We start from the raw sequence: 19,902 nt of genomic DNA on the forward strand, positions 1-19,902 counted from the left end.
GGACCCGTGCGTGTTCGCCCAGGTCAGCGCCGTTCGGCCGGGATGTCGAAGGCGTCGCAGACCTCGCGCCAGATCTCCTTCGCCGGGATTCCCGCGGTCAGCGCCTGGTCGACGGTGCGCCCGCCGAGCCCGCTGAGCACGTGGTCCCTGGCCAGCACCTGGGCCCGCCCGGGGCCGAACTCGTCGGCCATCAGCCGCCGGAAAACCGTGATCCGCATCGGGCCCACTCTAACCGGCGGGCCGGAAAGCTCCGTTCGCGCCGTCTACTCCCCCGGCTGGACGCTCGCCTCGAAGTAGTCGGCCAGCGTGCCCGGCGTCGTCACCTGGGCCTGCCCGCTCGTGTTCAGCTGGTAGATGAACCCAGCCAGCGGCCGGTCCGCCACGGTGAACACGAGCACCGCCGAAGTCTTGCCCGCGGCCGACGAGTAGTGCCCCTTGAGCCCGTTGCCGCCCCAGTCGGCCTCGGTGCGGTCGCCGCCGGCCGAGGCCAGCAGGCCGTCGGTGTACTGCTTGAGCGCGTCGGCGCTGTCGCCGTGGACGTAGGTCACCTGGGTGCCCGCGCGGCCCGGCGCGGAGCAGGTCGAGGAGGCCCCCAGGCTCTGCGCCGGCGCCGCCGGGCCGTTGCCCATGCCGGGTTTGCAGTCACCGGTGTCGGCGATCTTCCCGGCGAGCTGGCGCAGGCACCCGGTGAAGCCCTTGTCGTCGGCCTGGCCCGGCGTCCTGCACTGGTCCGCCGTGTAGGTGGCGACCGAGGAGGACGACGTGAGGAAGAAGGTCAGCCCGGCGGCGAGCACCACGACGACCGCGGCGGCGATCCCGATGAGCAGCTTCTTCTTCCCGCGAGGCTCGGCCTTCTCCGGCGCGGGCGAGTAGGCCGGGAAGTTCGACGGCATCGGCTGCGGGCCGCTGGGCGGGAAGCCGGACGGTGCATAACCCGGGTACTGCGGCGGCGGAGGCGGCGCGTACTGCGGCCGGTGCGGCGGCGCCCCCGCGGCCACCGCCCCTTCGACGTTCTGGGTGCGCACGGACAGCCCGTCGCGGGCCACGTGCTGCGCGCCGAGCGCGACGGCGGTCTCCGGCTGGTCGAGGCTGCCCGGCACGACACCGAGCTTCTCCGCGATCATGGTCCCGACCAGCGGCAGCCGGCTCGACCCGCCGACGAGGTAGATGCCGGCCAGCCGGTCCGGGGCCAGCCCGGACGACCGCAGCGTCCGCGAAAGCAACTCGACGCTGCGCAGCATCGCCGGGCGCACCAGGCCTTCCAGCTCACCGCGCGTGACGAGGACGTCCTTGAACGGCTCCGGCATCGGCACCTCGGTCTGCGGGTGCCGCGACAGCGCCTCCTTGGCCGCCTTGACGTCCTCCTGCAGCGCACGCCGGGTGCGCCGGTCGGCGGTGGACTCCGGGCGCAGCAGCCGCTGCCAGCGCTGCGGGTCGGAGTGCGAGACCTCGCGTCCGACGTGCACCATCAGCGCCTGGTCGACGTCGAGGCCGCCGAGGTCGGGCAGGCCGTCCTCGGCGAGCACGGTGAACCCGTTCTGCGTGGCGCCGACGACGGCGACGTCGAAGGTGCCGGCGCCGAGGTCGTAGACCGCGAGCGCCTGGCCGGGGGCGAGCGCCTTGCCGGGGAACGACGCGAAGTGCGCCGCCGCGGCCACCGGCTCGGGCACCAGCAGGATGTTCGGGCCCATCCCGGCGAGCCGGGCGGCCGACATCAGGACGTTGCGGCGGGTCTGGCCCCACTGCGCGGGGTGGGTCAGCCGGACCTCGTCGGGCTGGTCGCCGCCGAGCTGCCGGGACGTCTCTTCGAGCACCCGGCGCAGGATGGCGGCGAGCGCCTCGGTCACCGGGACGACGTCGGTGCCGAGCAGCAGGGTCTGCTCGTCGATGCGGCGCTTGGGGTTCGGTTCGAAGCGCGTCGGGTCGAGCCGGGCGCGGCGCTCGGCGTCGCGCCCGACCATGATCGTGCCCTCTTCGGTGGCGAACACCGCCGACGGCATGTTGGCCGAGCCGTCCACCTCGACGACCCTGGGCGGCATACCGTGCGCCGACAGCACGGCGACGGTGTTGGACGTCCCGAGGTCCACCGACAGGATCCGCACAGCACTCCCCTTCGCGAAAAGGCGCCTCGGCGGCGCCCGCGGTGATGCTGCCATGTGCGCGGTCACCGTGCGTGCGGACCCGCGAAAGTCACTGCTCCTTGACTCCGACGTCGATCAAGGTGCACGATAGTTGCACAGTTCGGTCATCAAAGTTGACCAGAATGCGCAGGATTGGGGCGAAGGTGCAGACGAATACCCGGGGCGGCTCGCCGCCACACACTGTGGCGGCGGGCGAACTTCCGGCACGTGAGCACCGTGTTCCGGGCAGGCGAGCACCGCCCGCCCGGAACTCCGCGACCACGTCCTGGCCCACCGGAAGGAAGAACCCGTGAGCGACCTCCCCGTCCTCGCCGTCACCCTCGGCGACCCCGTGGGCATCGGCCCGGAGATCACCCTGAAGACCCTCGCCGAGCCCGAAGCCCTCCAGCTGGCACGCGGGGTCGCGGTGGGTGACGCGATCGTGCTGGAGCGCCTGGTCCGGCACCTGGGGCTGCACCTGGAGATCAACCCGATCGCCACGGTCGCCGACGCCCGCTTCACCACCGGCGTGATCGACGTGCTCAACCTCGGCGTGGTCACCGAAGACCTGCCGTGGGGCGAGGTGAACGCGACCGCGGGCGCGGCGGCGGTCGGGGCGATCGAGGTCGCCACCCGGCTCGCGCTGGCCGGCGAGGTCGACGCGGTCGTGACCGCGCCGATCAACAAGGAAGCCATCTGGGCGGCCGGTTCGCAGCACCTCGGGCACACGGAGATGCTCGGCGAGCTGACCGGCTCGACCCGGTTCAACACGATGTTCTGGGTGTCCGGGCTGAAGATCTTCTTCGCCACCCGGCACCTTTCCCTGCGCGAGGCGATCAACCAGATCACCCGGGAGAACATCGAACACGCGATCCGCGAGGCGTACACGGCACTGGAAGTCTTCGGCACGGAGAAACCGAGATTGGCGGTGGCCGCGCTGAACCCGCACGGAGGCGAGAACGGCAAGTTCGGCGACGAGGAGATCATCGCGATCGCCCCCGCGGTCGCCGCCGCGCGCGTCGCCGGGCTCGACGTGGTCGGCCCGATCCCCGCGGATTCCGTGTTCCACCAAGGGATCCAGGGCCGGTTCGACGGCGTGCTGTCGCTCTACCACGACCAGGGGCACATCGCGTCGAAGACCTACGACTTCGACGGCACGGTGTCGGTGACGGTCGGCCTGCCGATCCTGCGCACCTCGGTCGACCACGGCACCGCGTTCGACATCGCGGGCACCGGCCGGGCCTCGCACGGCACCATGCGGGCGGCGTTCAAGGCCGCGGCCACCCTGGCGCCGTACGCGCGGAAGCTGCCCGCCATCTACCCGCCGAGCCTCCGGTGATCCCCCGCAAGCGCTGGACGTACGTCATCCCGGTCGCGGTGGTCATGTACATGCTGGCCTACCTCGACCGCACGAACGTCGCGGTGATCCTGCCCTACATCGGCGACGACTTCCCGTTGTCCGCCGGCGCGAAGGGGCTGGCGAGCGGCATCTTCTTCGTCGGCTACCTCGTGCTGCAGATCCCCGCGGCGGTGCTGGCGGCGAAGTGGAGCGCCCGCAAGACCGTGCTGATCCTGATGGTCGCGTGGGCGGTCGCGGCGGTGCTGTGCGGCCTGGTGCGGAACGAAACGCAGCTGCACCTGGCCCGGCTGCTGCTCGGGCTGTTCGAGGGCGGTGTCTGGCCCGCGGTGCTGATCCTGCTGGCGTCCTGGTTCCCGCAGGCCGAACGGGCCCGGGCGAACGCGCTGTGGATGACGTGCCTGCCGATCTCGGCGATCCTCATGTCGCCACTGTCCGGGTTCATGCTCGACCACATGTCCTGGCGCTGGGTGTTCGTGCTGCAGGGGCTGCCGCCGCTGGTGTGGGCGGTCGTCTGGTGGTTCGCGGTGGCCGACCGGCCGGCGCGGGCCCGGTGGATCTCCGCAGCGGAGCGCGAGTACCTCGAAACCACCTTGCAGGCCGAAGAGGACGCGAAACCGGCGTTCGCGAAGCAGGGGTACCGGCAGGCGCTCGCGAACCGCCAGGTGCTGCTGCTGGTCGGCATCTACTTCTTCTGGATCACCGGCTTCTACGGCTTCAGCCTGTGGCTGCCGAGCGTCGTGAAGACGATGACCGGCGGCTCGGCCACCGCCGTCGGCTTCCTGTCGGCCGTGCCGTACGTGCTGGCGCTGGCCGGGATGGTCGCGTGCGCACACTGGTCCGACCGCACGGGCAACCGGCGGCTCGCGGTCACGGCGCCGCTGCTCGTCGCCATCGCCGGGCTGCTGCTCGGCAACCTCGTGCACTGGCCGGCGGCCGTGCAGCTGGTCCTGCTCTGCGTCGTCGCGACCGGCGTCTACATGCCGTACGGGCCGTTCTGGGCCATCCCCAGCCGGGTCCTCGGCATCGAGGTCGTCGCGGTGGCGATGGGCCTGATCAACGCGCTGGGCAACCTCGGCGGGTTCGCCGGGCCGTACCTGGTCGGCTGGCTCACCGACGTCACCGGCACCGCGACCACCGGCTTCGCCGTCCTGGCCGCGTTCCTCGCCGTGGCCGCCGGCCTGGCGTTCTTCGGGCTGAAACCCGCGACTGTGGAAGAGTCGGCGCATGTCCCAGCCGCGACCAGGCACCCGTGATCGGCGCGCGATGCTGCTGGAGGCCGTCCGCGACGGCGCCGGCGGCATCGCGGAGCTGGCCGAGGAGTTCGGCGTCTCCGAATCGACGATCCGCCGCGACCTCGCCTCGCTCGCCGGGGCGGGCCACGTCGTCCGCACCTACGGCGGCGCCCTCGACACGGAACGCACTCCCCGCGAGAAGGACCGGGAGCACGCCGCGGCCAAGGACGCCATCGCCCGGGAAGCCGCCGCGCTGGTCCAGGACGGCGAGGTGGTGCTGCTCGACGCCGGCACGACCACCGGCAGGCTCGCCCGCCACCTGGCCCACCGCGAGGGGCTGACCGTGGTCACCAACGGCGTCACCGCGATCCGCGAGCTCGCGGGCTTCTCCGGGATCGATTTGATCGTCCTCGGCGGCCGGCTGCGGCACCCCGACGAGGCGATCCTCGGTGAGAGCGTGCTGGCGCAGCTGCGGCACATCTCACCCGACCGGGTGTTCTTGGGCGCGGACGGCGTGGTGGCGGACCGCGGGCTGTGCTGCCCGTCACTGGAGCAGTCGGTCGTCAAGCACGCGATGCTCCACGCAGGCGCGGAGGCGTACGTGCTGGCCGACCACACCAAGCTGGACCAGGCCCCTTTTTCCTACTGGGCCCCGCTCGACCGCGAGTACCGGCTGATCACCGACGAACCCCGGGTCGACGTCGTGTTCCCGCAGTTCGCCCAGAGCGTGATCCTCGCGGGCGCGCCGGAAACTGTCGGTGGTGCCGCGCATCATGAATGACGTGGCTACTGACGTGCTCGACCTCTTCTCCCCCGCGACCCGGGCCTGGTTCGCGGGAGCCTTCGCCGCGCCCACCGCGGCGCAGGAAGGGGCCTGGCGGGCCGCGCACGCGGGTGAGCACGCCCTCGTCGTCGCGCCCACCGGGTCCGGCAAGACGCTGTCGGCGTTCCTCTGGGCGCTGGACCGGCTCTCGGTGGAGCCGCCGCCGGCGGAAGCGACGAAACGCTGCCGGATCCTCTACGTCTCGCCGCTGAAGGCCCTGGCGGTGGACGTCCAGCGGAACCTGCGGGCCCCGCTCGCCGGCATCTCGCAGGCCAGCCGCCGGCTCGGGCTGCCGGTGCCCGGGATCGAAGTCGGCATGCGCACCGGCGACACCACCGCGGCCGAGCGGCGCACCTTCGCCAAGACCCCGCCGGACGTGCTGGTGACCACGCCGGAGTCGCTGTTCCTCATCCTCACGTCGTCGGCGCGGGAGTCGCTGCGCGGCGTCGAGACCGTGATCGTCGACGAGGTGCACGCGGTCGCCGGCGGCAAGCGCGGGGCCCACCTCGCGCTCTCGCTGGAGCGGCTGGACGCGCTCCTGCCGAAGCCGGCGCAGCGGATCGGCCTGTCGGCGACCGTCCGGCCGATCGACGAGGTGAGCGCGTTCCTGGCCGGCGGCCGCCCGGTGCGCGTGGTCCAGCCGAAGCTGGCGAAGACCATCGAGGTCCGCGTCGAGGTCCCGGTCGAGGACATGAGCAACCTCGACGCGCCGCGCAGCGGCCCGGCGCCGAGCCCGCTCGACGCGCTGGAATCACTGGAGTCGCTGACCGAGGCGTTCCCGCCGGGGGACATCGCGCCCGGCGGCATGGGCACGATGGAAGAGATGGCCGGCAACCCCGTGCAGCGGCCGTCGATCTGGCCGGCGGTCGAGGAGCGGGTGCTGAGCCTGATCCGCGCGCACCGCTCGACCATCGTCTTCGCCAACTCCCGCCGGCTCACCGAGCGGCTCACCGCCCGGCTCAACGAGCTGGCCGCCGAGCAGACCGAGCTGACGGCCGCCGACGCGTTCCCGGCGGAGGCGGTGGGGCAGTCCGGTGTGACCACCGGTGCGCCGCCGGTCATCGCCCGGGCCCACCACGGGTCGATGTCGAGGGAGCAGCGCACGCACGTCGAAGAGGCGCTGAAGTCCGGGCAGCTGCCGTGCGTGGTGGCGACGTCGTCGCTGGAGCTGGGCATCGACATGGGCGCGGTCGACCTGGTGGTGCAGATCGAGGCGCCGCCGACGGTGGCGTCCGGGCTGCAGCGGGTCGGCCGGGCCGGCCACCAGGTCGGCGCGGTGTCGTCCGGGGTGATGTTCCCCAAGTTCCGCGGTGACCTCGTCTCCTGCGCGGTCGTCGCGGAGCGGATGGCGAACGGCGCGATCGAGGCGGTCCGCTACCCGCGCAATCCCCTGGACGTCCTGGCGCAGCACGTCGTGGCCATGGTGGCGCTGGAACCGTGGACGGTGCCGGACCTGGCGTCGCTGGTGCGGCGGGCGGCCCCCTTCGCCGCCCTGCCGGACGACGCCCTGCACGCGGTGCTGGACATGCTCGCCGGCCGCTACCCGAGCGAGGAGTTCGGCGAGCTGCGGGCGCGGATCACCTGGGACCGCATCACCGGCGAGCTGCGCGGCCGGCCGGGTGCCCAACGGCTGGCGGTGACCTCGGGCGGCACGATCCCGGACCGCGGCCTGTTCACCGTCATGACACCGGGTTCGGACGACAAGGCGGGTTCGCGCGTCGGCGAGTTCGACGAGGAGATGGTCTACGAGTCGCGCGTCGGCGACACCATCCTGCTGGGCACGTCGTCGTGGCGGATCACCGACATCACCCACGACCGGGTCATCGTGGTGCCCGCGCCGGGCGAGCCGGCGCGGATGCCGTTCTGGAAGGGCGACGCGCCGGGCCGCCCGCTGGAACTCGGGCGGGCGCTGGGGAAGTTCGTCCGCGAACTGTCCACTTCGGACGAAGAGAAGGCGCGCGGCCGGGCCGAGGCGGCGGGGCTGGACGAGCGGGCGTGCGACAACCTCCTCGCTTACCTGGCCGAACAGAAGGCCGCCACCCGGCACGTGCCGAACGACCGCACGATCCTGCTGGAGCGCTACCGCGACGAGCTCGGCGACTGGCGGATCGTCGTGCACTCGCCGTTCGGCGCCCAGGTGAACGCGCCGTGGGCGCTGGCCATCGCCGCCCGGCTGCGGGAAAACCGCGGGGTCGACGCGCAGGTGGCACACTCCGACGACGGCATCGTCCTGCGGCTGCCGGACGCGCTGGACGCCGAGGGCGGCGAAGTCACCATCGGCGCGGACGACGTGCTCCTCGATCCCGAGGAGGTCGAGCAGCTGATCGTCGCCGAGGTCGGCGGCTCGGCCGTGTTCGCCGCCCGGTTCCGGGAGTGCGCGGCCCGGTCGCTGCTGCTGCCCCGCCGGGACCCGCGGCGGCGCACCCCGCTGTGGCAGCAGCGGCAGCGCGCGTCGCAGCTGCTTTCGGTGGCGGCGAAGTACGAACGGTTCCCGGTCGTGCTGGAGGCGATGCGGGAGGTCCTGCAGGACGTCTACGACGTCAGCGGCCTGCGTGAGCTGATGGCCGACGTCCGTGCCCGCAAGGTCCGGCTGGTGGAGGTCGAGACGCCGGCCGCGTCCCCGTTCGCGCGCAGCCTGCTCTTCGGCTACGTCGGGATGTTCCTGTACGAGACGGACGCGCCGCTGGCCGAGCGGCGGGCGGCGGCGCTGTCGCTGGATTCGGCGCTGCTGGCCGAGCTCCTGGGCACCGAGGCGATCCGGGAGCTGCTGGATCCGGAGGCCGTCGCCGAGGTCGAACGGTCGCTGCAGCGGCTCGAGCCCGACCGGCACGCACGCTCGGCCGAAGATGCCGCCGACCTGCTGCGGTTCCTCGGCGACCTGACCGTCGAGGAGGCCGCCGAGCGCGGCATCCAGGAAGCCTGGCTGACCGAGCTGGAGGCGGCGCGGCGGGCGATCCGGGTGCGGATCGGCGGTGCGGAACGGTTCCTGGCCATCGAGGACGCCGGCCGCGTCCGGGACGCACTGGGCACGGCGCTGCCGGTGGGCGTGCCCGAGGCGTTCACCGAACCGGTCGCGGACCCGCTCGGCGACCTGCTGGCGCGCTACGCCCGCGGCCGGGGCCCGTTCGCCGCGGCGGACGCGGCCGCGCGGTTCGGGCTCGGCACCGCGGTCGTCACCGGGGTGCTCGACCGGATGACCGGGGAAGGCCGCCTGGTGCGCGGCGAGCTCAGCCCCGTCGGGCACCCGGAGACGCACGGCGTCGGGGTCGAGTACTGCGATTCGGCGGTGCTGCGCCGGCTGCGGCGGACGTCGCTGGCGAAGCTGCGGGCCGAGGTGGAGCCGGTCGAGCCGGCGGCGCTGGGCCGGTTCCTGCCTGCGTGGCACGGGTTCGGCGGCCGTGTCCGGGCGGCGCCGACGGCGGACGACGTGCTGTCGGTGGTCGAGCAGCTCGCCGGGGCACCGCTGCCGGCGAGCGCGGTGGAGTCGCTGATCCTGCCCGGGCGGCTGCCCGGCTACTCCCCCGCGCTGCTGGACGAGCTGACGACGGCGGGCGAGGTCACGTGGGCGGGCTGCGGCGCGCTCTCCGGCGGCGACGGCTGGATCGCCTTGGCCCCCACGGATGTCGCCGACCTGCTGCTGCCCGAAGTCGTCGAGGACATCCCGACCGGGCCGCTGCACGACGCGATCGTGTCCACTTTGGAGGGTGGCGCGCTGTTCTTCCGCCAGCTGGTGGACCGCGCGACGGTGCTGGTGGACAAGGCACCGAACGACGCCGAGGTGGTGGCGGCGCTGTGGGACCTGGTCTGGGCCGGCCTGGTCACGGGCGACACACTGGGCCCGCTGCGGGCGCAGGTCGCCGGGCACGGCGCCCACAAACCGCGGCGCCAGGCACCCCGCGGCCGGTACGCCCGGCTGCGGGCGGGCCGTCCCCAGATGCCGTCGCGGTCCGGACCGCCGACGGTGGCGGGCCGGTGGGCGCTGACCCCACCCCGCGAAACCGACGCGACCCGCCGGGCCCACGCCCGCACGGAGGCGTTCCTGGAGCGCCACGGCGTCCTGACCAGGGGCGCGCTCGACACCGAACGCGTCACGGGCGGGTTTTCCGGGATCTACAAGGTGCTCCGCGGCATGGAGGACACGGGCCAGGTGATCCGCGGTTACGTGGTGGAGGGCCTCGGCGCGGCCCAGTTCGCGGCCAAGGGCGCGGTGGACAGGCTGCGCGCGCTGTCGGGCCCGGGCCGTCCGGCTCCGGGCCGTCCGGTGGTCCTGGCGGCGGCGGACCCGGCCCAGCCGTACGGCGCCGCCCTCCCCTGGCCGGCGGCCACCGGCGACACGAAACACCGTCCGGCCCGCAAGGCGGGCGCGCTGGCGGTGCTGGTGGACGGGGTCCCGGCCCTGTACGTCGAGCGAGGAGGACGGTCGCTGCTGAGCTTCACGGAGGAAAGGCAGCCGCTGTCGGAGGCGGCCCAGGCTCTGTCCGCCGCGGTCCGCGAAGGGTGGCTGGGGCAGCTGTCGGTCCAACGCGCGGACGGTGAACAGGCGTTGACGTCGGAACTGGCCGAGGTGTTGCAGGAGGCGGGTTTCCGGGCCACGCCCTCGGGCCTGCGGCTGCGAGCCTGAGGGTTCGGCCGGGAGGGGAGCCTCGGGAGGAAGGAGCGTCGGGAGGGGGGAACCTTGCGAGGGGAAGGAGCGTCGGGGAAGGGATTCGGGGCGCCGGCCGGGGCAGATCCGACACCACCCCGCCCTGGCACCATCGCGTCTTGGGCCACCGCGCCGTCGCACCATCGCGCCCTGGCGCCGCGCCGCCCTGGCACCAACGCGCCCTGGCGCCACCGCGCCGTCGCACCATCGCGCCCTGGCACCATCCCAGCCTGGCACCATCGCGTCCTGGCGCCACGCCGCCCTGGCGCCACCGCGCCGCGATCCCTGCCCGCCGGGGCAGCGGGCCCGGTCCGGTCTCCGGGTTGGCCATTCGCCTACAGCACCGAGGCGGGCTGGCCTAAGCTGCCAGTCCGACACGCACGAAGGATGTTCTGCTCATGGCGATGCGCGAACTGCGCTACTTCGGTGACCCGATCCTCAAGTCCGTCTGCGATCCGGTCACCGTGTTCGACGAAAAGCTCGAGGCGCTCGTGCGCGACCTCGTCGACTCGGTGAAACCCGCCGGGCGGGCCGGGCTGGCCGCGCCGCAGATCGGCGTGGGGCTTCGCGTCTTCAGCTACGACGTCGCCGGCCTCACCGGGTACGTCGTCAATCCCGAGATCGTCGAGCTGTCCGAGGAAACGCACGAGATCGACGAAGGCTGCCTGTCGGTGCCGGAGCTGTGGTTCCCCACCAAGCGGGCGAAACACGCCAAGGTCCGGGGCGTCGACATCCACAACGAGCCGATCGAGGTCGAAGGCGAGGACGTGCTCGCGCAGTGCCTGCAGCACGAGACCGACCACCTCGACGGCGTCCTCTACCTCGACCGGCTCACCGCCGACCGCAAGAAGGCCGCCATGCGCCAAGCGCGGGACAAGGACTGGTTCTGGAAGCGCTGAGCCTCCCCTCAAGCCGGCAGGAACAACCTCAGCTTGGCGCCGTCTTCGACGCCGCGTTCCGTGCGCAGGCCGGCGCGGGCCGCCGTGCGGGGCAGGACGTCGTCGCCCGCCAGGCAGTCCGCGGACAGCTCCGTGATGCCCTGGGCTTCCGCGAGCACCGCCAACCGCGCCAGCAACGCCGTGCCGATTCCCTGCTGCTGCCAGTCGTCCTCCACCAGCAGCGAAATCTCCGCGGCGCCGGACGCCACCGGGATCAGCTGCGCCAGGCCGATGACCTCGCGGCCGAAGACCGCCAGCACGCTCGTGCCGCGCGGCGGCACCAGCAGCCGGTGCAGCCAGCGGCGCGGCACCGAGCGCACGCCCGTGTGGTAGCGGCGGAACAGCGTCGCCATCGAGCAGCGGCGGTGCAGCTCGGACACCGCGTCCGCGTCGCCCGGGACGCCCTTGCGCAGCACGATCGCCGCGCCGTCCGGGCGGTCGAGGACCACCGGGCCGGCGACGTTCCGGGCCGCCGCGGCGAGCAGCGTCACCAGCGCTTCGGCGCGGGTCAGCTCCAGCTGCACGAACGGCGCCCACTGGCGGCGCGCCACCAGCGCGCTGCCGTCGGCCAGCGCGAACACCGCCCGGTGCCCGCTCTCCGTGCGGGCCGGGTTCGCTTCGACGGCGGGGACGAGCGTGACGACGTCCGCCGCCAGGACGTCCTTCAGCACCTCGGCGACACGGGCCGGGTCGTCGACCGCGCGGCGGGCCGCGAGCAGCGTCGACGCCGACGGGTCGACCAGCTCGTGGACGTCGGCGTCGATGATCGCCGTGCATTCGCAGCCCTCGGCGCGGATGGCGTCGACCAGGTGCCGGCGCGGCAGGCCGGTCGCGGGCCGCAGGACGATCTCGTCGAGCACACCGCCCGGCACCGGCAGCACGGACAGGCCGAGGATGTTGCACTCGAGGTCGGCGAGCCGGATCGCGATGCGGGCGAGGGTGCCCGGGTGGTCGTGCATCCGGATCCGCACCCGCCACGCCGACGGCGCGACCGGCTCCTCGACGGCGGCCGTCCGGCCCGGCTGGGGCAACGCTCTGGAGGTCTCCATGCCCCCACGGTCCCCCGGGGTTGTTGCCGCCCCAGGACGCCGGTGTTTCGGGCAGGTCAGCGTTCGACGCGGCCCGGCAACCCCGGCGAAACACCGAGCCAGGCCCGCAGCTCGGTCGCCAGCGCGACCGGGGCGTCCAGCTGGACGAGGTGGCCCGCGCCGGCGACCGGGGCGAACGTCGCGCCGGGGAGGCCGGCGGCCAGCCGCTCGCCGATCGCCGGCGGGATCCAGGTGTCCTCGGCGCCCCACAGGACCCGCACCGGCACGTCGGCCGCGCTCAGCAGCCGCTCGTTCTCGGCCAGGTACTGCTCGTCGTAGGCGGCGATCTGCCGGTAGAACGCGGGTTGTCCCTCTTCCCCGAGCCACGGGGCGACGAGCTCGTCCAGGTCGGCCTCGCGCAGCTCCCGGAAGCTCGCATTGCTCACGTAGGCGCGGACCAGCGCCTCGTGGATGTACGGCGGCACCTGGGCGAGCACGTCGGGATGCTCCTTGACCAGCCGGAAGAACGGCGAACCCGACGGCGGGATGACCACGGCGTCGGCCAGCAGCAGCGACGCGTACGGCACGCCGTGCACCAGGTGGGCGCGCAGCGAAACGGCGCCGCCGTAGTCGTGGGCGACGACGTGCGGCCGGTCGAGACCCCAGTGCGCGAGCAGGGCCAGGAACGCCTCGGTCTGAACTCCGAAGCCGACGGGGTGCCCGGCGTCCTTCGACGAACGGCCGTAGCCGGGCATGTCCCAGAGGTACACGGTGAACTCGGCGCTCAGCGCTTCGGCGAACGGCCGCCACAGCCACGACGACCACGGCGTGCCGTGGCAGAACACCACCGCCGGCCCCGATCCGGCGCGCTCCCACGCGATCCGGCGCCCCTCCCAGTCGAAGATCTCCATGGGGTCCACGCTAGGTCAGCGCGGGGTCAGCACGCAGAACTCGTTGCCCTCCGGGTCCGTCAGCACGCGCCACGGCAACGCGGGACCGCCCAGGTCAGCCGGCGCCGCACCGGCCGCGACGACCTCCGTCACCGCCGCGGCGTGGTCCTCGCCCGCCGGGGGCGCGACATCCAGGTGCACGCGGTTCTTGACCCGCTTGGTGTCGTCGTTGCGGAGGAACTCCAGCCACGGCCCCCGGCCGGACGGCGAGCGCAGGCCCACCAGGACGTCCCCTTCGCGGCCCCGGACCGGCCACCCGGTGATCCGCGCCCAGAAGGCCGCCAGCGCTTCCGGGGAGTGCGCGTCGACCACGATCGACGCCACCGCGCCCGTGTCCGCGTACTGTGCGCGCGGCTCGAGGACGCAGAACTCGTTGCCTTCCGGATCGGCCAGCACGGCCCACGGCACGTCACCCTGCCCGAGGTCGACACGCCTGCCGCCCAGCTCCAGGGCGCGCGCCACCAGCTCGGCCTGATGGCCCGGGGTGGTGCTCGCCAGGTCCAGGTGGACGCGGTTCTTCACCTCCTTGGGTTCCGGTACCGGCACGAAGACCAGGTCCAGGTCCCAGCCGTCGCTCTCCGGAGCGCGGACGTCGACCTCGCCGTCGTCCTCGATCGCCACGTGCCAGCCGAGCAGCGCGGCCCAGAAGTCCGCGAGGACTCCCGGCCGCGCCGCGTCGATCACCAGGTTCACCAGGCGGGTGCTCATGCGCCGCAGGCTAACCGCCACCCCCGACAGTTCCGGTTCGGCTTCCCCACCGGCCGGTTCATCGGGTTGCGAGCCGCAGCAGCGCCCAGAGCTGGGCCGCCTGGTCGTGCACGCCCCGCACGGTCACCGAGGTCAGGGACGCCCGGCCCCAGAGCCACAGGTAGAGCTGCGCGGGGCCGGCCGTGACGACGTCGTCCGCGGCCCCGGCCTCTTCGGCCGAGCAGCGCCAGGCCTCCGTGGTCACGGGCCCGGCCCGCGCGATCCAGCTGTGCGCCCCGGCCCGGACGCCGACCGTGCCCGCCTTGGTGCCGGTCAGGCCGAGCATCGGCAGCTTCTGCCCGAACCACAGGGTCAGGGCTTCGTCGATGCCGTCGATCGCGACGTCGTCGGGCACGCCGCGGGACTCGACGCCCGCCGCCTGCTCGACGTCCACCCGGTGCACGACGGTCTCGTGCAGCATCCGCCGTCGCCAGAACCCGTACGTGCGGTCGGCCGGCCACCAGGTGTCGGCGCGGTCCTCCGGGTCGTGCGCGGCCAGCTCGTCGAGCAGCTCGGTCAGGCCCGTCTCCAGGAAGTCACCCAGGCTCTGGCCCGGTGCGGGGTCGCGGGGCCAGTCGTCGGGACTGCGGCCGTCGGTCAGCCGGCGCCGGACCATCCGGTAGAGGCTCCCGACGTGCCGGGCCACCTCGCCGAGCGACCAGCCCGGGCAGGCGGGCACGGGCGCCTCGACCGGCGCGGTGTGCACCGCCTCGGCCAGCAGCCTGCCTTCGATTCCCAACGCCGTGAGCAACCGCCCCTGGTCGACCGGGCCGTGCTCACGCGACATGGGCTTCCCCGGTGATCGGCAGGCCGTGCACGAGCCGGCGGACCAGTTCCAGGAAGGACGCGGCGGCGCGCACGAGCCCGTCGGCCGACTCGGCGGTGACCTTCCCGGTGATCCCGGCCTGCGCGGCGGCGCGGGTGGCGGAGTTGCCGGCGAAGAAGGCCGACCACTCCCGCAGTTCGGGGGCGACGGAGTCGAGCAGCATCCAGGTGCTGGCGGGCCGCGCCCGCCCCCGGTGCGGCCGCCCCCGCCCGGCGAGCACGGCGGCGGCACCCCGGAGCGCGGCGAGGTAGGCCCCGATGAACCGCTCGGCGGGATGGGTTTCGCGCTCAGCCTCGGCAAGCCCGCGCCGCGCCTGGGCGAGCAACCCGGCCGCGGCCGGAGGAGCCGGCGGCCGCAATGACATGGGCAGCGCGGACTGCTCGGAGCCGGGCGGCCGGAGCGCCATGGGCAATCCGGGGTGCGCGGCCGGCGCGGGACGCTGCGGCGGAATCGGCAGCTCGGGCTGCGACGCGGAGACTTCGGGCGAGGACTGCTGCGGATCGGCGGGACCCGACGGACGCCGCTGCGGCGCGGAGGCCGCGGACGGCCGGGGCGACCCGGAGTCCTTAGGAGCCGCGCGCCGCTGGGACGGCGCGGAGGCCGCAGCCGGCCGGGGCGAGTCCTTGGGAACCGGGCGTTGCTGAGGCGGCGCGGGGGCAGCGGGCGGCTGCGACGGCCCGGAATCCGTCATAGCCAGGCGCTGCTGAGGCGATTCGGAGGCCGCAGCCGGCCGGGGCGAACCGGAATCCTCGCGAGCCGCGCGCCGAGGCGGCGTGGAGGCCGCAGCCGGCCGGGGCTGAGCCGCGGGAGCCGACGCATGCAGCTCGAGTTGCCCCGACTCCGCCTCGGCAGCCGTCATGGCCGGCTGGGAGGGCGCCGGATTCGCGGGAGCCGGAGCCGGCGGGCGCCGTTGCGGCTGCCCCGGGTCCGTGGGAGCCGGGTGTTCCTCGAGCCGGCCGGAGTCCGGTGTGCGCAGGATCGGCAGCTCGGGCTGCCGGGGATCCGCCGGCGGGCGGGGGCGGGTCTCCGCGCCGGGGGTCAGGCACTGCCGGGAGCGCCGGGGAGCCTGCGGGCGCAGCGACATGGGCAGCTCGGGCTGCCCGGGATCCGTGGGGGACACGACCTTGACGGACATGGCGACCCTCCTCCTGCGCGGGGTGAGCCCGATCGAGGGCCCGGTGCCGAGACGCTTCCCCCGTCCCGGTCCCGGGCACCCGACCGGTGCGCGCTCACCAGATGTCGAACGCTTGTTCGAACAATTTCCAGAGTAACCCCGGACCCGGTGTCCGCTCAACCCCGGGCGGGCGTGGTGCGGGACACCAGGTCGGCGGCGTGATCTCATAGGCTCATGAGTTCGCTGGAGCACCCCGCCGTCGCCAAGGTGGCGGCCGCGCTGGCCGAAGCCGGGCAGCACGGCGCCGCCGAGGGCATCCGTGTCCTGCCCGCCGAGGTCCGGACCGCCGCTCAGGCGGCCGAAGCGCTCGGCGTGCCCGTCGGGGCCATCGCCAACAGCCTCATCTTCCGCCTGGGGTCCGACAAAAAAGCGCTCCTCGCCCTCACCTCGGGCGCCCACCGCGCCGATCCGGCCACGCTCGCCCGGCTGGCCGGCGGCGAAATCGGCAAGGCCGACGCCGACTTCGTGCGGGCGCACACCGGGCAGCCGATCGGCGGCGTCGCGCCCACCGGCCACCCGGCGAAGCTGCCGACCCTCGTCGACACCGCGCTGCGCGCCCACGACGTCGTGTGGGCCGCCGCGGGACACCCGAAGACCGTCTACCCGACCACCTTCGCCGAGCTGGTCGCGTTGACCGGGGGCACCCCGGGCGCGCTCGGCGGCGCGGAGGAAGATGGACCGCTGTGACCGCGATGCCCGCCGGCTGCTCCCGCTACGTCCAGCTCTCCGCGGACGAGTTCCGCGCCCGCCTGCCCGAAGCGCTGGACATCTACGTCCGGGCGATGCGGTACCCGGCCGGCACCGCCGAGCAGCGCGCGCCGATGTGGCTCACCCACGCGCTGCGTGAGGGCTGGCGCTGCATGGCCGCGTTCGACGCCGACGACGTCCTGCTCGGCCTGGCCTACGGCTACCGCGGCCGCGCCGGGCAGTGGTGGCACGAGCAGGTGCGGCACGGCCTGAGCCGCCGGTCCGGGTCCGCCGAAGCCGACCGCTGGCTGTCGGACTACTTCGAGTTGACCGAGATCCACGTCCGGCCGGAGAACCAGGGCCACCAGATCGGCGAGGACCTGCTCCGCGGCCTGCTCGACGGCGTGCCGAGCGCGAACGTGCTGCTGTCGACGCCCGAGGGCACCAGCCGGGCGTGGAAGCTCTACCGCCGCACGGGGTTCGTCGACGTCCTGCGCGACTACCACTTCGCGGGCGACCCGCGGCCGTTCGCGATCCTGGGGCGCGCGCTGCCCCTCGACCCGCGCTGAGCCGAGGGGCAGCGCCGCCTCACCGCGGTTCCGGGCGCCAGTAGCCGACGGCCAGCGCCGCGACCAGCACGGCCGCGCCGCACCAGGCCGTGCCGCTCAGCCGTTCCCCGAGCAGCACCGCGGACAGCACCGCCGCCGTCAGCGGCTCGAGCACCGCCGACAGCGCGCCGAGCACGGGGTGCGCGTCGGCCAGGCCGCGCAGGTAGGCGGCGTAGGCGAGGGCGGTCGGGACGGCGCCGAGGTAGCACACGGTCGCGAGGACGTCCGTCTGCAGCGGGATCCCCATGCCGGACCAGCTCGCCACCGGGAGGAGCAGCAGGCCGCCGGTGAGGCAGCCGAACGCCGTCGTCGGCAGCGGGTCGAGACCTTCGACCGGCTTCGCGGTGAGCAGGGTGAGGGTCGCGAAGCCGGCCGCCGCGAGCAGCGCGAAGCCGAGACCGCCGAACGAGATCGCTTCACCCGGTGACCACTGCAGCAGCACCAGGCCGGCGAGGGTGCCCGCCGTCGACACCATCGTCCAGCGACGGATCTTCCGCACTGACAGCAGGGTGACGATGACGGGCGCGGCGCCGATCGTGGTCATGGTCGCGACGCTGACCGAGCTGAGCGCGACGGCGGCGAAGTAACTGGCCTGGAAGAGGGCGAAGAGGCCACCGACGGCGAGGATGCGCCGCAGGGCTTCCGGTGTGCGCGGGAAACCGCGGCCTTTCAGGACGAGAGTTCCGACGGCACCGCCGACGAGCAGCCGGTAGTCGGCGACGGCGAGCGGGTGGAGGCCGGCCCGCCGCGCGAGCAGCGAGCCGGCGAGACCACCGGTGCCCCAGAGGACACCGGCGAGGACGAGCGCGGCCGACGAACGGGCGCGCGTGGGTAAGGCGAGGGACATGAACGCTCCTGCGTCTGCGTCGAAGGAAAGGGAATTCGACGAACGCGGGGCGGTGCGCAAGACAAATCAGCCGCGGACTCCCTGAGCCACGCGGCGAGGACCACCCCGCTCAGGCGCGGGGCGGTGGGGTGACGAAGAGCATTCGGCGCACGAGAGGGAACCTATCGGGGAAAAGCGAAGCGGGGCCACCGGTTTTCGGTGACCCCCCCCCGAGCACTCAGTCCAGGTGGGACAGTTGCTCCCGCAGTGTGTCCAGCCCCATCCCGCCCAGCTTCAGCGCCTCCGTGTGGAACCGCTTGATGTCGAACCCCGCCCCCGCCCGGGAGCGGGCCTCCGACCGGGCCGCCAGCCACAGGCGCTCGCCGATCTTGTACGCCGGGGCCTGGCCCGGCCAGCCCAGGTAGCGGTCGATCTCGTCGCGGACGTGGGCCTGGTCCGTGATCGTGCGGGTCAGCATGAACTCCAGGCCGAGCTCCGGTGTCCAGCGTGAGCCCTCGTGGAAGCCCGTGCCCGCCGGGATCTCGAGCTCCAGGTGCATGCCCAGGTCCACCACCACCCGGGCCGCGCGGAACAGCTGCTCCGACAGCATGCCCAGCAGGTCTCCGTCGTCCGACAGGTAGCCCAGTTCCTCCATCAGGCGCTCCGCGTACAGGGCCCAGCCCTCCGCGTGGCCCGAGGTGAACGCCATCAGCCGCTGGTACTTGTTCAGGCCCGCCGACTGGTCCACCGCCGTCGCGATCTGGAGGTGGTGACCGGGGGCTCCTTCGTGGTACACCGTGCTCGTTTCGCGCCAGGTGACGAACTCGTCGCGGCCCGCCGGGAGGGACCACCACATGCGGCCCGGGCGGGTGAAGTCCTCGCTCGGAGGCGTGTAGTACGCGCCGACGCCGCCACCCGGCGGGGCGATCTTGCACTCCAGGGCCATCACGCGGTCGGAAATCTCGAAGTGCTTGCCGCGCAGGAACTCCAGGGCGTCGTCGGACAGGCGCTGCATCCACGCCTCGAACTCCGCGCGCCCCCGGACGCGGTAACGCGGGTCCGCGTCCAGGACCGCCGCCGCCTCGGCCGGCGACGCGCCCGGCTTGATGCGGTTCGCCACCGCGCGCATCTCGGCCTCGATGCGGGCGAACTCCGCCCAGCCCCACTCGTAGGCCTCGCGCAGGTCCAGCGCCGCGCCCACGAAGTACCGCGACCACAGGCGGTAGACGTCCTCGCCGACGGCGTCCTTGACCGGGGCCTTCGGCGCCAGCTCCGCCCGCAGGAACCCGGCGAACTCCGCGAACGCCTCTTCCGCGGCCCGTGCGCCGTGCTCCAGATCGGCCTTCAACGCCGAACCCGGCGAAGGCGCGACCAGCCCCGTGAAGAAGCCCGTCTCCTCCTTCAGGCCCGCCCACGTTTCACACTGCTCCGCCACCTTCGCGACCTGCCGCAGCGCCGAGACGTGCCCCGCGTCGGCCGCCGAAAGCAGGCCGCTGCGGATGTTCGCGAGCGCGCGGGGGACCTCGCCGATCCGCGCCGAGACGACCGACCAGTCCTGCTCGGTTTCCAGGGGCATCAGGTCGAACGCCATCCGCAGCTCCTGCACCGGGCTGGCGATGACGTTGAGGCTCGCCACGTCGAGGCCGGCCTCGTGGATCTCCAGCTCCAGGCCGATGCGCTCGGTGAACACGGCCTTCGCCGCCCGCTCGGCGGCGTCCCGCGGCTCGGTGGCGGCGACGGCGGCGTGCGCCCGCGCGGCGATCCCGGCGCGCTCGGCGAACCCGTCCGCCGAGTAGTCGGTCAGCTGGTGGTCGTGCCCGTTGATGCCGTGGACGGTCGCCGCGACCGGGTCCGCGGCCACGTATTCGTCGACGTAGCGGTCACAGATGTCGTGCACGCCCTGGGAAGCAGTAGAAGCCATGGCCGCACGCTACCTGTAGC

Annotated in this window: 16 protein-coding genes; 7 read left to right on the forward strand and 9 right to left on the reverse strand. The window is 73.7% G+C overall.

From position 1 onward, the window contains the following. Positions 1-23: 23 nt before the first annotated feature. Together AB0J55_RS24420 and AB0J55_RS24425 are read right to left on the reverse strand one after the other, a co-directional pair. The gene (locus AB0J55_RS24420) at positions 24-218 is read right to left on the reverse strand and encodes a DUF3046 domain-containing protein (RefSeq protein ID WP_364252571.1); all 195 of its coding nucleotides are present in this window, start codon (positions 216-218) and stop codon (positions 24-26) included. Between the two features lie 45 nt (positions 219-263). Then, positions 264-2,102, reverse strand: a complete 1,839-nt coding sequence (locus AB0J55_RS24425) for an Hsp70 family protein (RefSeq protein ID WP_364252574.1) — start codon at positions 2,100-2,102, stop codon at positions 264-266. A 328-nt stretch (positions 2,103-2,430) separates the two neighbouring features. Between AB0J55_RS24425 and pdxA the strand changes: the two genes are divergently transcribed. The 5 genes from pdxA to def all read left to right on the forward strand — a co-directional run bounded on the left by pdxA (position 2,431) and on the right by def (position 11,076). Further along, positions 2,431-3,459 (forward strand): 4-hydroxythreonine-4-phosphate dehydrogenase PdxA, encoded by a 1,029-nt coding sequence (pdxA, locus tag AB0J55_RS24430; protein WP_364252577.1) that lies wholly within the window; start codon positions 2,431-2,433, stop codon positions 3,457-3,459. Beyond that, positions 3,456-4,733: an MFS transporter gene (locus AB0J55_RS24435; RefSeq protein WP_364252580.1), complete on the forward strand. Its 1,278-nt coding sequence runs from the start codon at positions 3,456-3,458 to the stop codon at positions 4,731-4,733. Before pdxA ends, AB0J55_RS24435 begins: the two co-directional genes overlap by 4 nt. Beyond that, positions 4,705-5,493 carry a DeoR/GlpR family DNA-binding transcription regulator gene (locus AB0J55_RS24440; protein WP_364252583.1) on the forward strand — a complete coding sequence of 263 codons (789 nt, stop codon included), beginning with the start codon at positions 4,705-4,707 and terminating at the stop codon, positions 5,491-5,493. The genes AB0J55_RS24435 and AB0J55_RS24440 overlap by 29 nt, the downstream gene beginning before the upstream one ends. Then, entirely contained in the window at positions 5,486-10,156 is a 4,671-nt protein-coding gene (locus AB0J55_RS24445) for a DEAD/DEAH box helicase (protein WP_364252586.1), read from the forward strand. The genes AB0J55_RS24440 and AB0J55_RS24445 overlap by 8 nt, the downstream gene beginning before the upstream one ends. Positions 10,157-10,575: 419 nt before the next feature. Continuing rightward, a complete protein-coding gene (gene def, locus AB0J55_RS24450) occupies positions 10,576-11,076 on the forward strand; it encodes a peptide deformylase (RefSeq protein WP_364252589.1) in 501 nt (166 codons plus the stop codon). An 8-nt stretch (positions 11,077-11,084) separates the two neighbouring features. Here def and AB0J55_RS24455 read toward each other — a convergent pair whose 3' ends face one another. The 5 genes from AB0J55_RS24455 to AB0J55_RS24475 all read right to left on the reverse strand — a co-directional run bounded on the left by AB0J55_RS24455 (position 11,085) and on the right by AB0J55_RS24475 (position 15,072). Then, positions 11,085-12,146: a GNAT family N-acetyltransferase gene (locus AB0J55_RS24455; RefSeq protein WP_364253092.1), complete on the reverse strand. Its 1,062-nt coding sequence runs from the start codon at positions 12,144-12,146 to the stop codon at positions 11,085-11,087. Between the two features lie 74 nt (positions 12,147-12,220). Continuing rightward, positions 12,221-13,054, reverse strand: coding sequence for an alpha/beta hydrolase (locus AB0J55_RS24460; RefSeq protein WP_364252592.1), 834 nt, complete (start codon positions 13,052-13,054; stop codon positions 12,221-12,223). Positions 13,055-13,069: 15 nt separating this feature from the next. Next, entirely contained in the window at positions 13,070-13,801 is a 732-nt protein-coding gene (locus AB0J55_RS24465) for a VOC family protein (RefSeq protein ID WP_364252595.1), read from the reverse strand. Positions 13,802-13,859: 58 nt separating this feature from the next. Continuing rightward, positions 13,860-14,627: a maleylpyruvate isomerase family mycothiol-dependent enzyme gene (locus AB0J55_RS24470; protein WP_364252598.1), complete on the reverse strand. Its 768-nt coding sequence runs from the start codon at positions 14,625-14,627 to the stop codon at positions 13,860-13,862. Then, the gene (locus AB0J55_RS24475) at positions 14,617-15,072 is read right to left on the reverse strand and encodes an SAV_6107 family HEPN domain-containing protein (RefSeq protein ID WP_364252601.1); all 456 of its coding nucleotides are present in this window, start codon (positions 15,070-15,072) and stop codon (positions 14,617-14,619) included. The genes AB0J55_RS24470 and AB0J55_RS24475 overlap by 11 nt, the downstream gene beginning before the upstream one ends. Before the next feature lie 942 nt (positions 15,073-16,014). Here AB0J55_RS24475 and AB0J55_RS24480 point away from each other — a divergent pair. Beyond that, positions 16,015-16,527 (forward strand): YbaK/EbsC family protein, encoded by a 513-nt coding sequence (locus tag AB0J55_RS24480; RefSeq protein WP_364252604.1) that lies wholly within the window; start codon positions 16,015-16,017, stop codon positions 16,525-16,527. Continuing rightward, complete coding sequence (locus AB0J55_RS24485; protein WP_364252607.1) at positions 16,524-17,096, forward strand: GNAT family N-acetyltransferase; 573 nt, start codon at positions 16,524-16,526, stop codon at positions 17,094-17,096. The genes AB0J55_RS24480 and AB0J55_RS24485 overlap by 4 nt, the downstream gene beginning before the upstream one ends. A gap of 19 nt (positions 17,097-17,115) precedes the next feature. On the opposite strand, the gene AB0J55_RS24490 is transcribed toward AB0J55_RS24485, so the two are convergent. Together AB0J55_RS24490 and AB0J55_RS24495 are read right to left on the reverse strand one after the other, a co-directional pair. Continuing rightward, positions 17,116-17,982 (reverse strand): EamA family transporter, encoded by an 867-nt coding sequence (locus AB0J55_RS24490; RefSeq protein ID WP_364252610.1) that lies wholly within the window; start codon positions 17,980-17,982, stop codon positions 17,116-17,118. A gap of 217 nt (positions 17,983-18,199) precedes the next feature. Next, positions 18,200-19,882, reverse strand: a complete 1,683-nt coding sequence (locus tag AB0J55_RS24495) for a DUF885 domain-containing protein (RefSeq protein ID WP_364252612.1) — start codon at positions 19,880-19,882, stop codon at positions 18,200-18,202. Positions 19,883-19,902 lie beyond the last annotated feature (20 nt).

This window comes from Amycolatopsis sp. NPDC049688, assembly GCF_040674975.1.
Classification (GTDB): domain Bacteria; phylum Actinomycetota; class Actinomycetes; order Mycobacteriales; family Pseudonocardiaceae; genus Amycolatopsis.

Bases quoted from the DNA above. Each gene is read 5' to 3' on its own strand.
- AB0J55_RS24470 (WP_364252598.1), bottom strand. From the start codon at position 14,627: ATGTCGCGTGAGCACGGCCCGGTCGACCAGGGGCGGTTGCTCACGGCG.
- AB0J55_RS24475 (WP_364252601.1), bottom strand. From the start codon at position 15,072: ATGGCGCTCCGGCCGCCCGGCTCCGAGCAGTCCGCGCTGCCCATGTCA.
- AB0J55_RS24460 (WP_364252592.1), bottom strand. From the start codon at position 13,054: ATGGAGATCTTCGACTGGGAGGGGCGCCGGATCGCGTGGGAGCGCGCC.
- AB0J55_RS24495 (WP_364252612.1), bottom strand. From the start codon at position 19,882: ATGGCTTCTACTGCTTCCCAGGGCGTGCACGACATCTGTGACCGCTAC.
- AB0J55_RS24420 (WP_364252571.1), bottom strand. From the start codon at position 218: ATGCGGATCACGGTTTTCCGGCGGCTGATGGCCGACGAGTTCGGCCCC.
- AB0J55_RS24480 (WP_364252604.1), top strand. From the start codon at position 16,015: ATGAGTTCGCTGGAGCACCCCGCCGTCGCCAAGGTGGCGGCCGCGCTG.
- AB0J55_RS24490 (WP_364252610.1), bottom strand. From the start codon at position 17,982: ATGTCCCTCGCCTTACCCACGCGCGCCCGTTCGTCGGCCGCGCTCGTC.
- AB0J55_RS24465 (WP_364252595.1), bottom strand. From the start codon at position 13,801: ATGAGCACCCGCCTGGTGAACCTGGTGATCGACGCGGCGCGGCCGGGA.
- def (WP_364252589.1), top strand. From the start codon at position 10,576: ATGGCGATGCGCGAACTGCGCTACTTCGGTGACCCGATCCTCAAGTCC.
- AB0J55_RS24440 (WP_364252583.1), top strand. From the start codon at position 4,705: ATGTCCCAGCCGCGACCAGGCACCCGTGATCGGCGCGCGATGCTGCTG.
- AB0J55_RS24445 (WP_364252586.1), top strand. From the start codon at position 5,486: ATGAATGACGTGGCTACTGACGTGCTCGACCTCTTCTCCCCCGCGACC.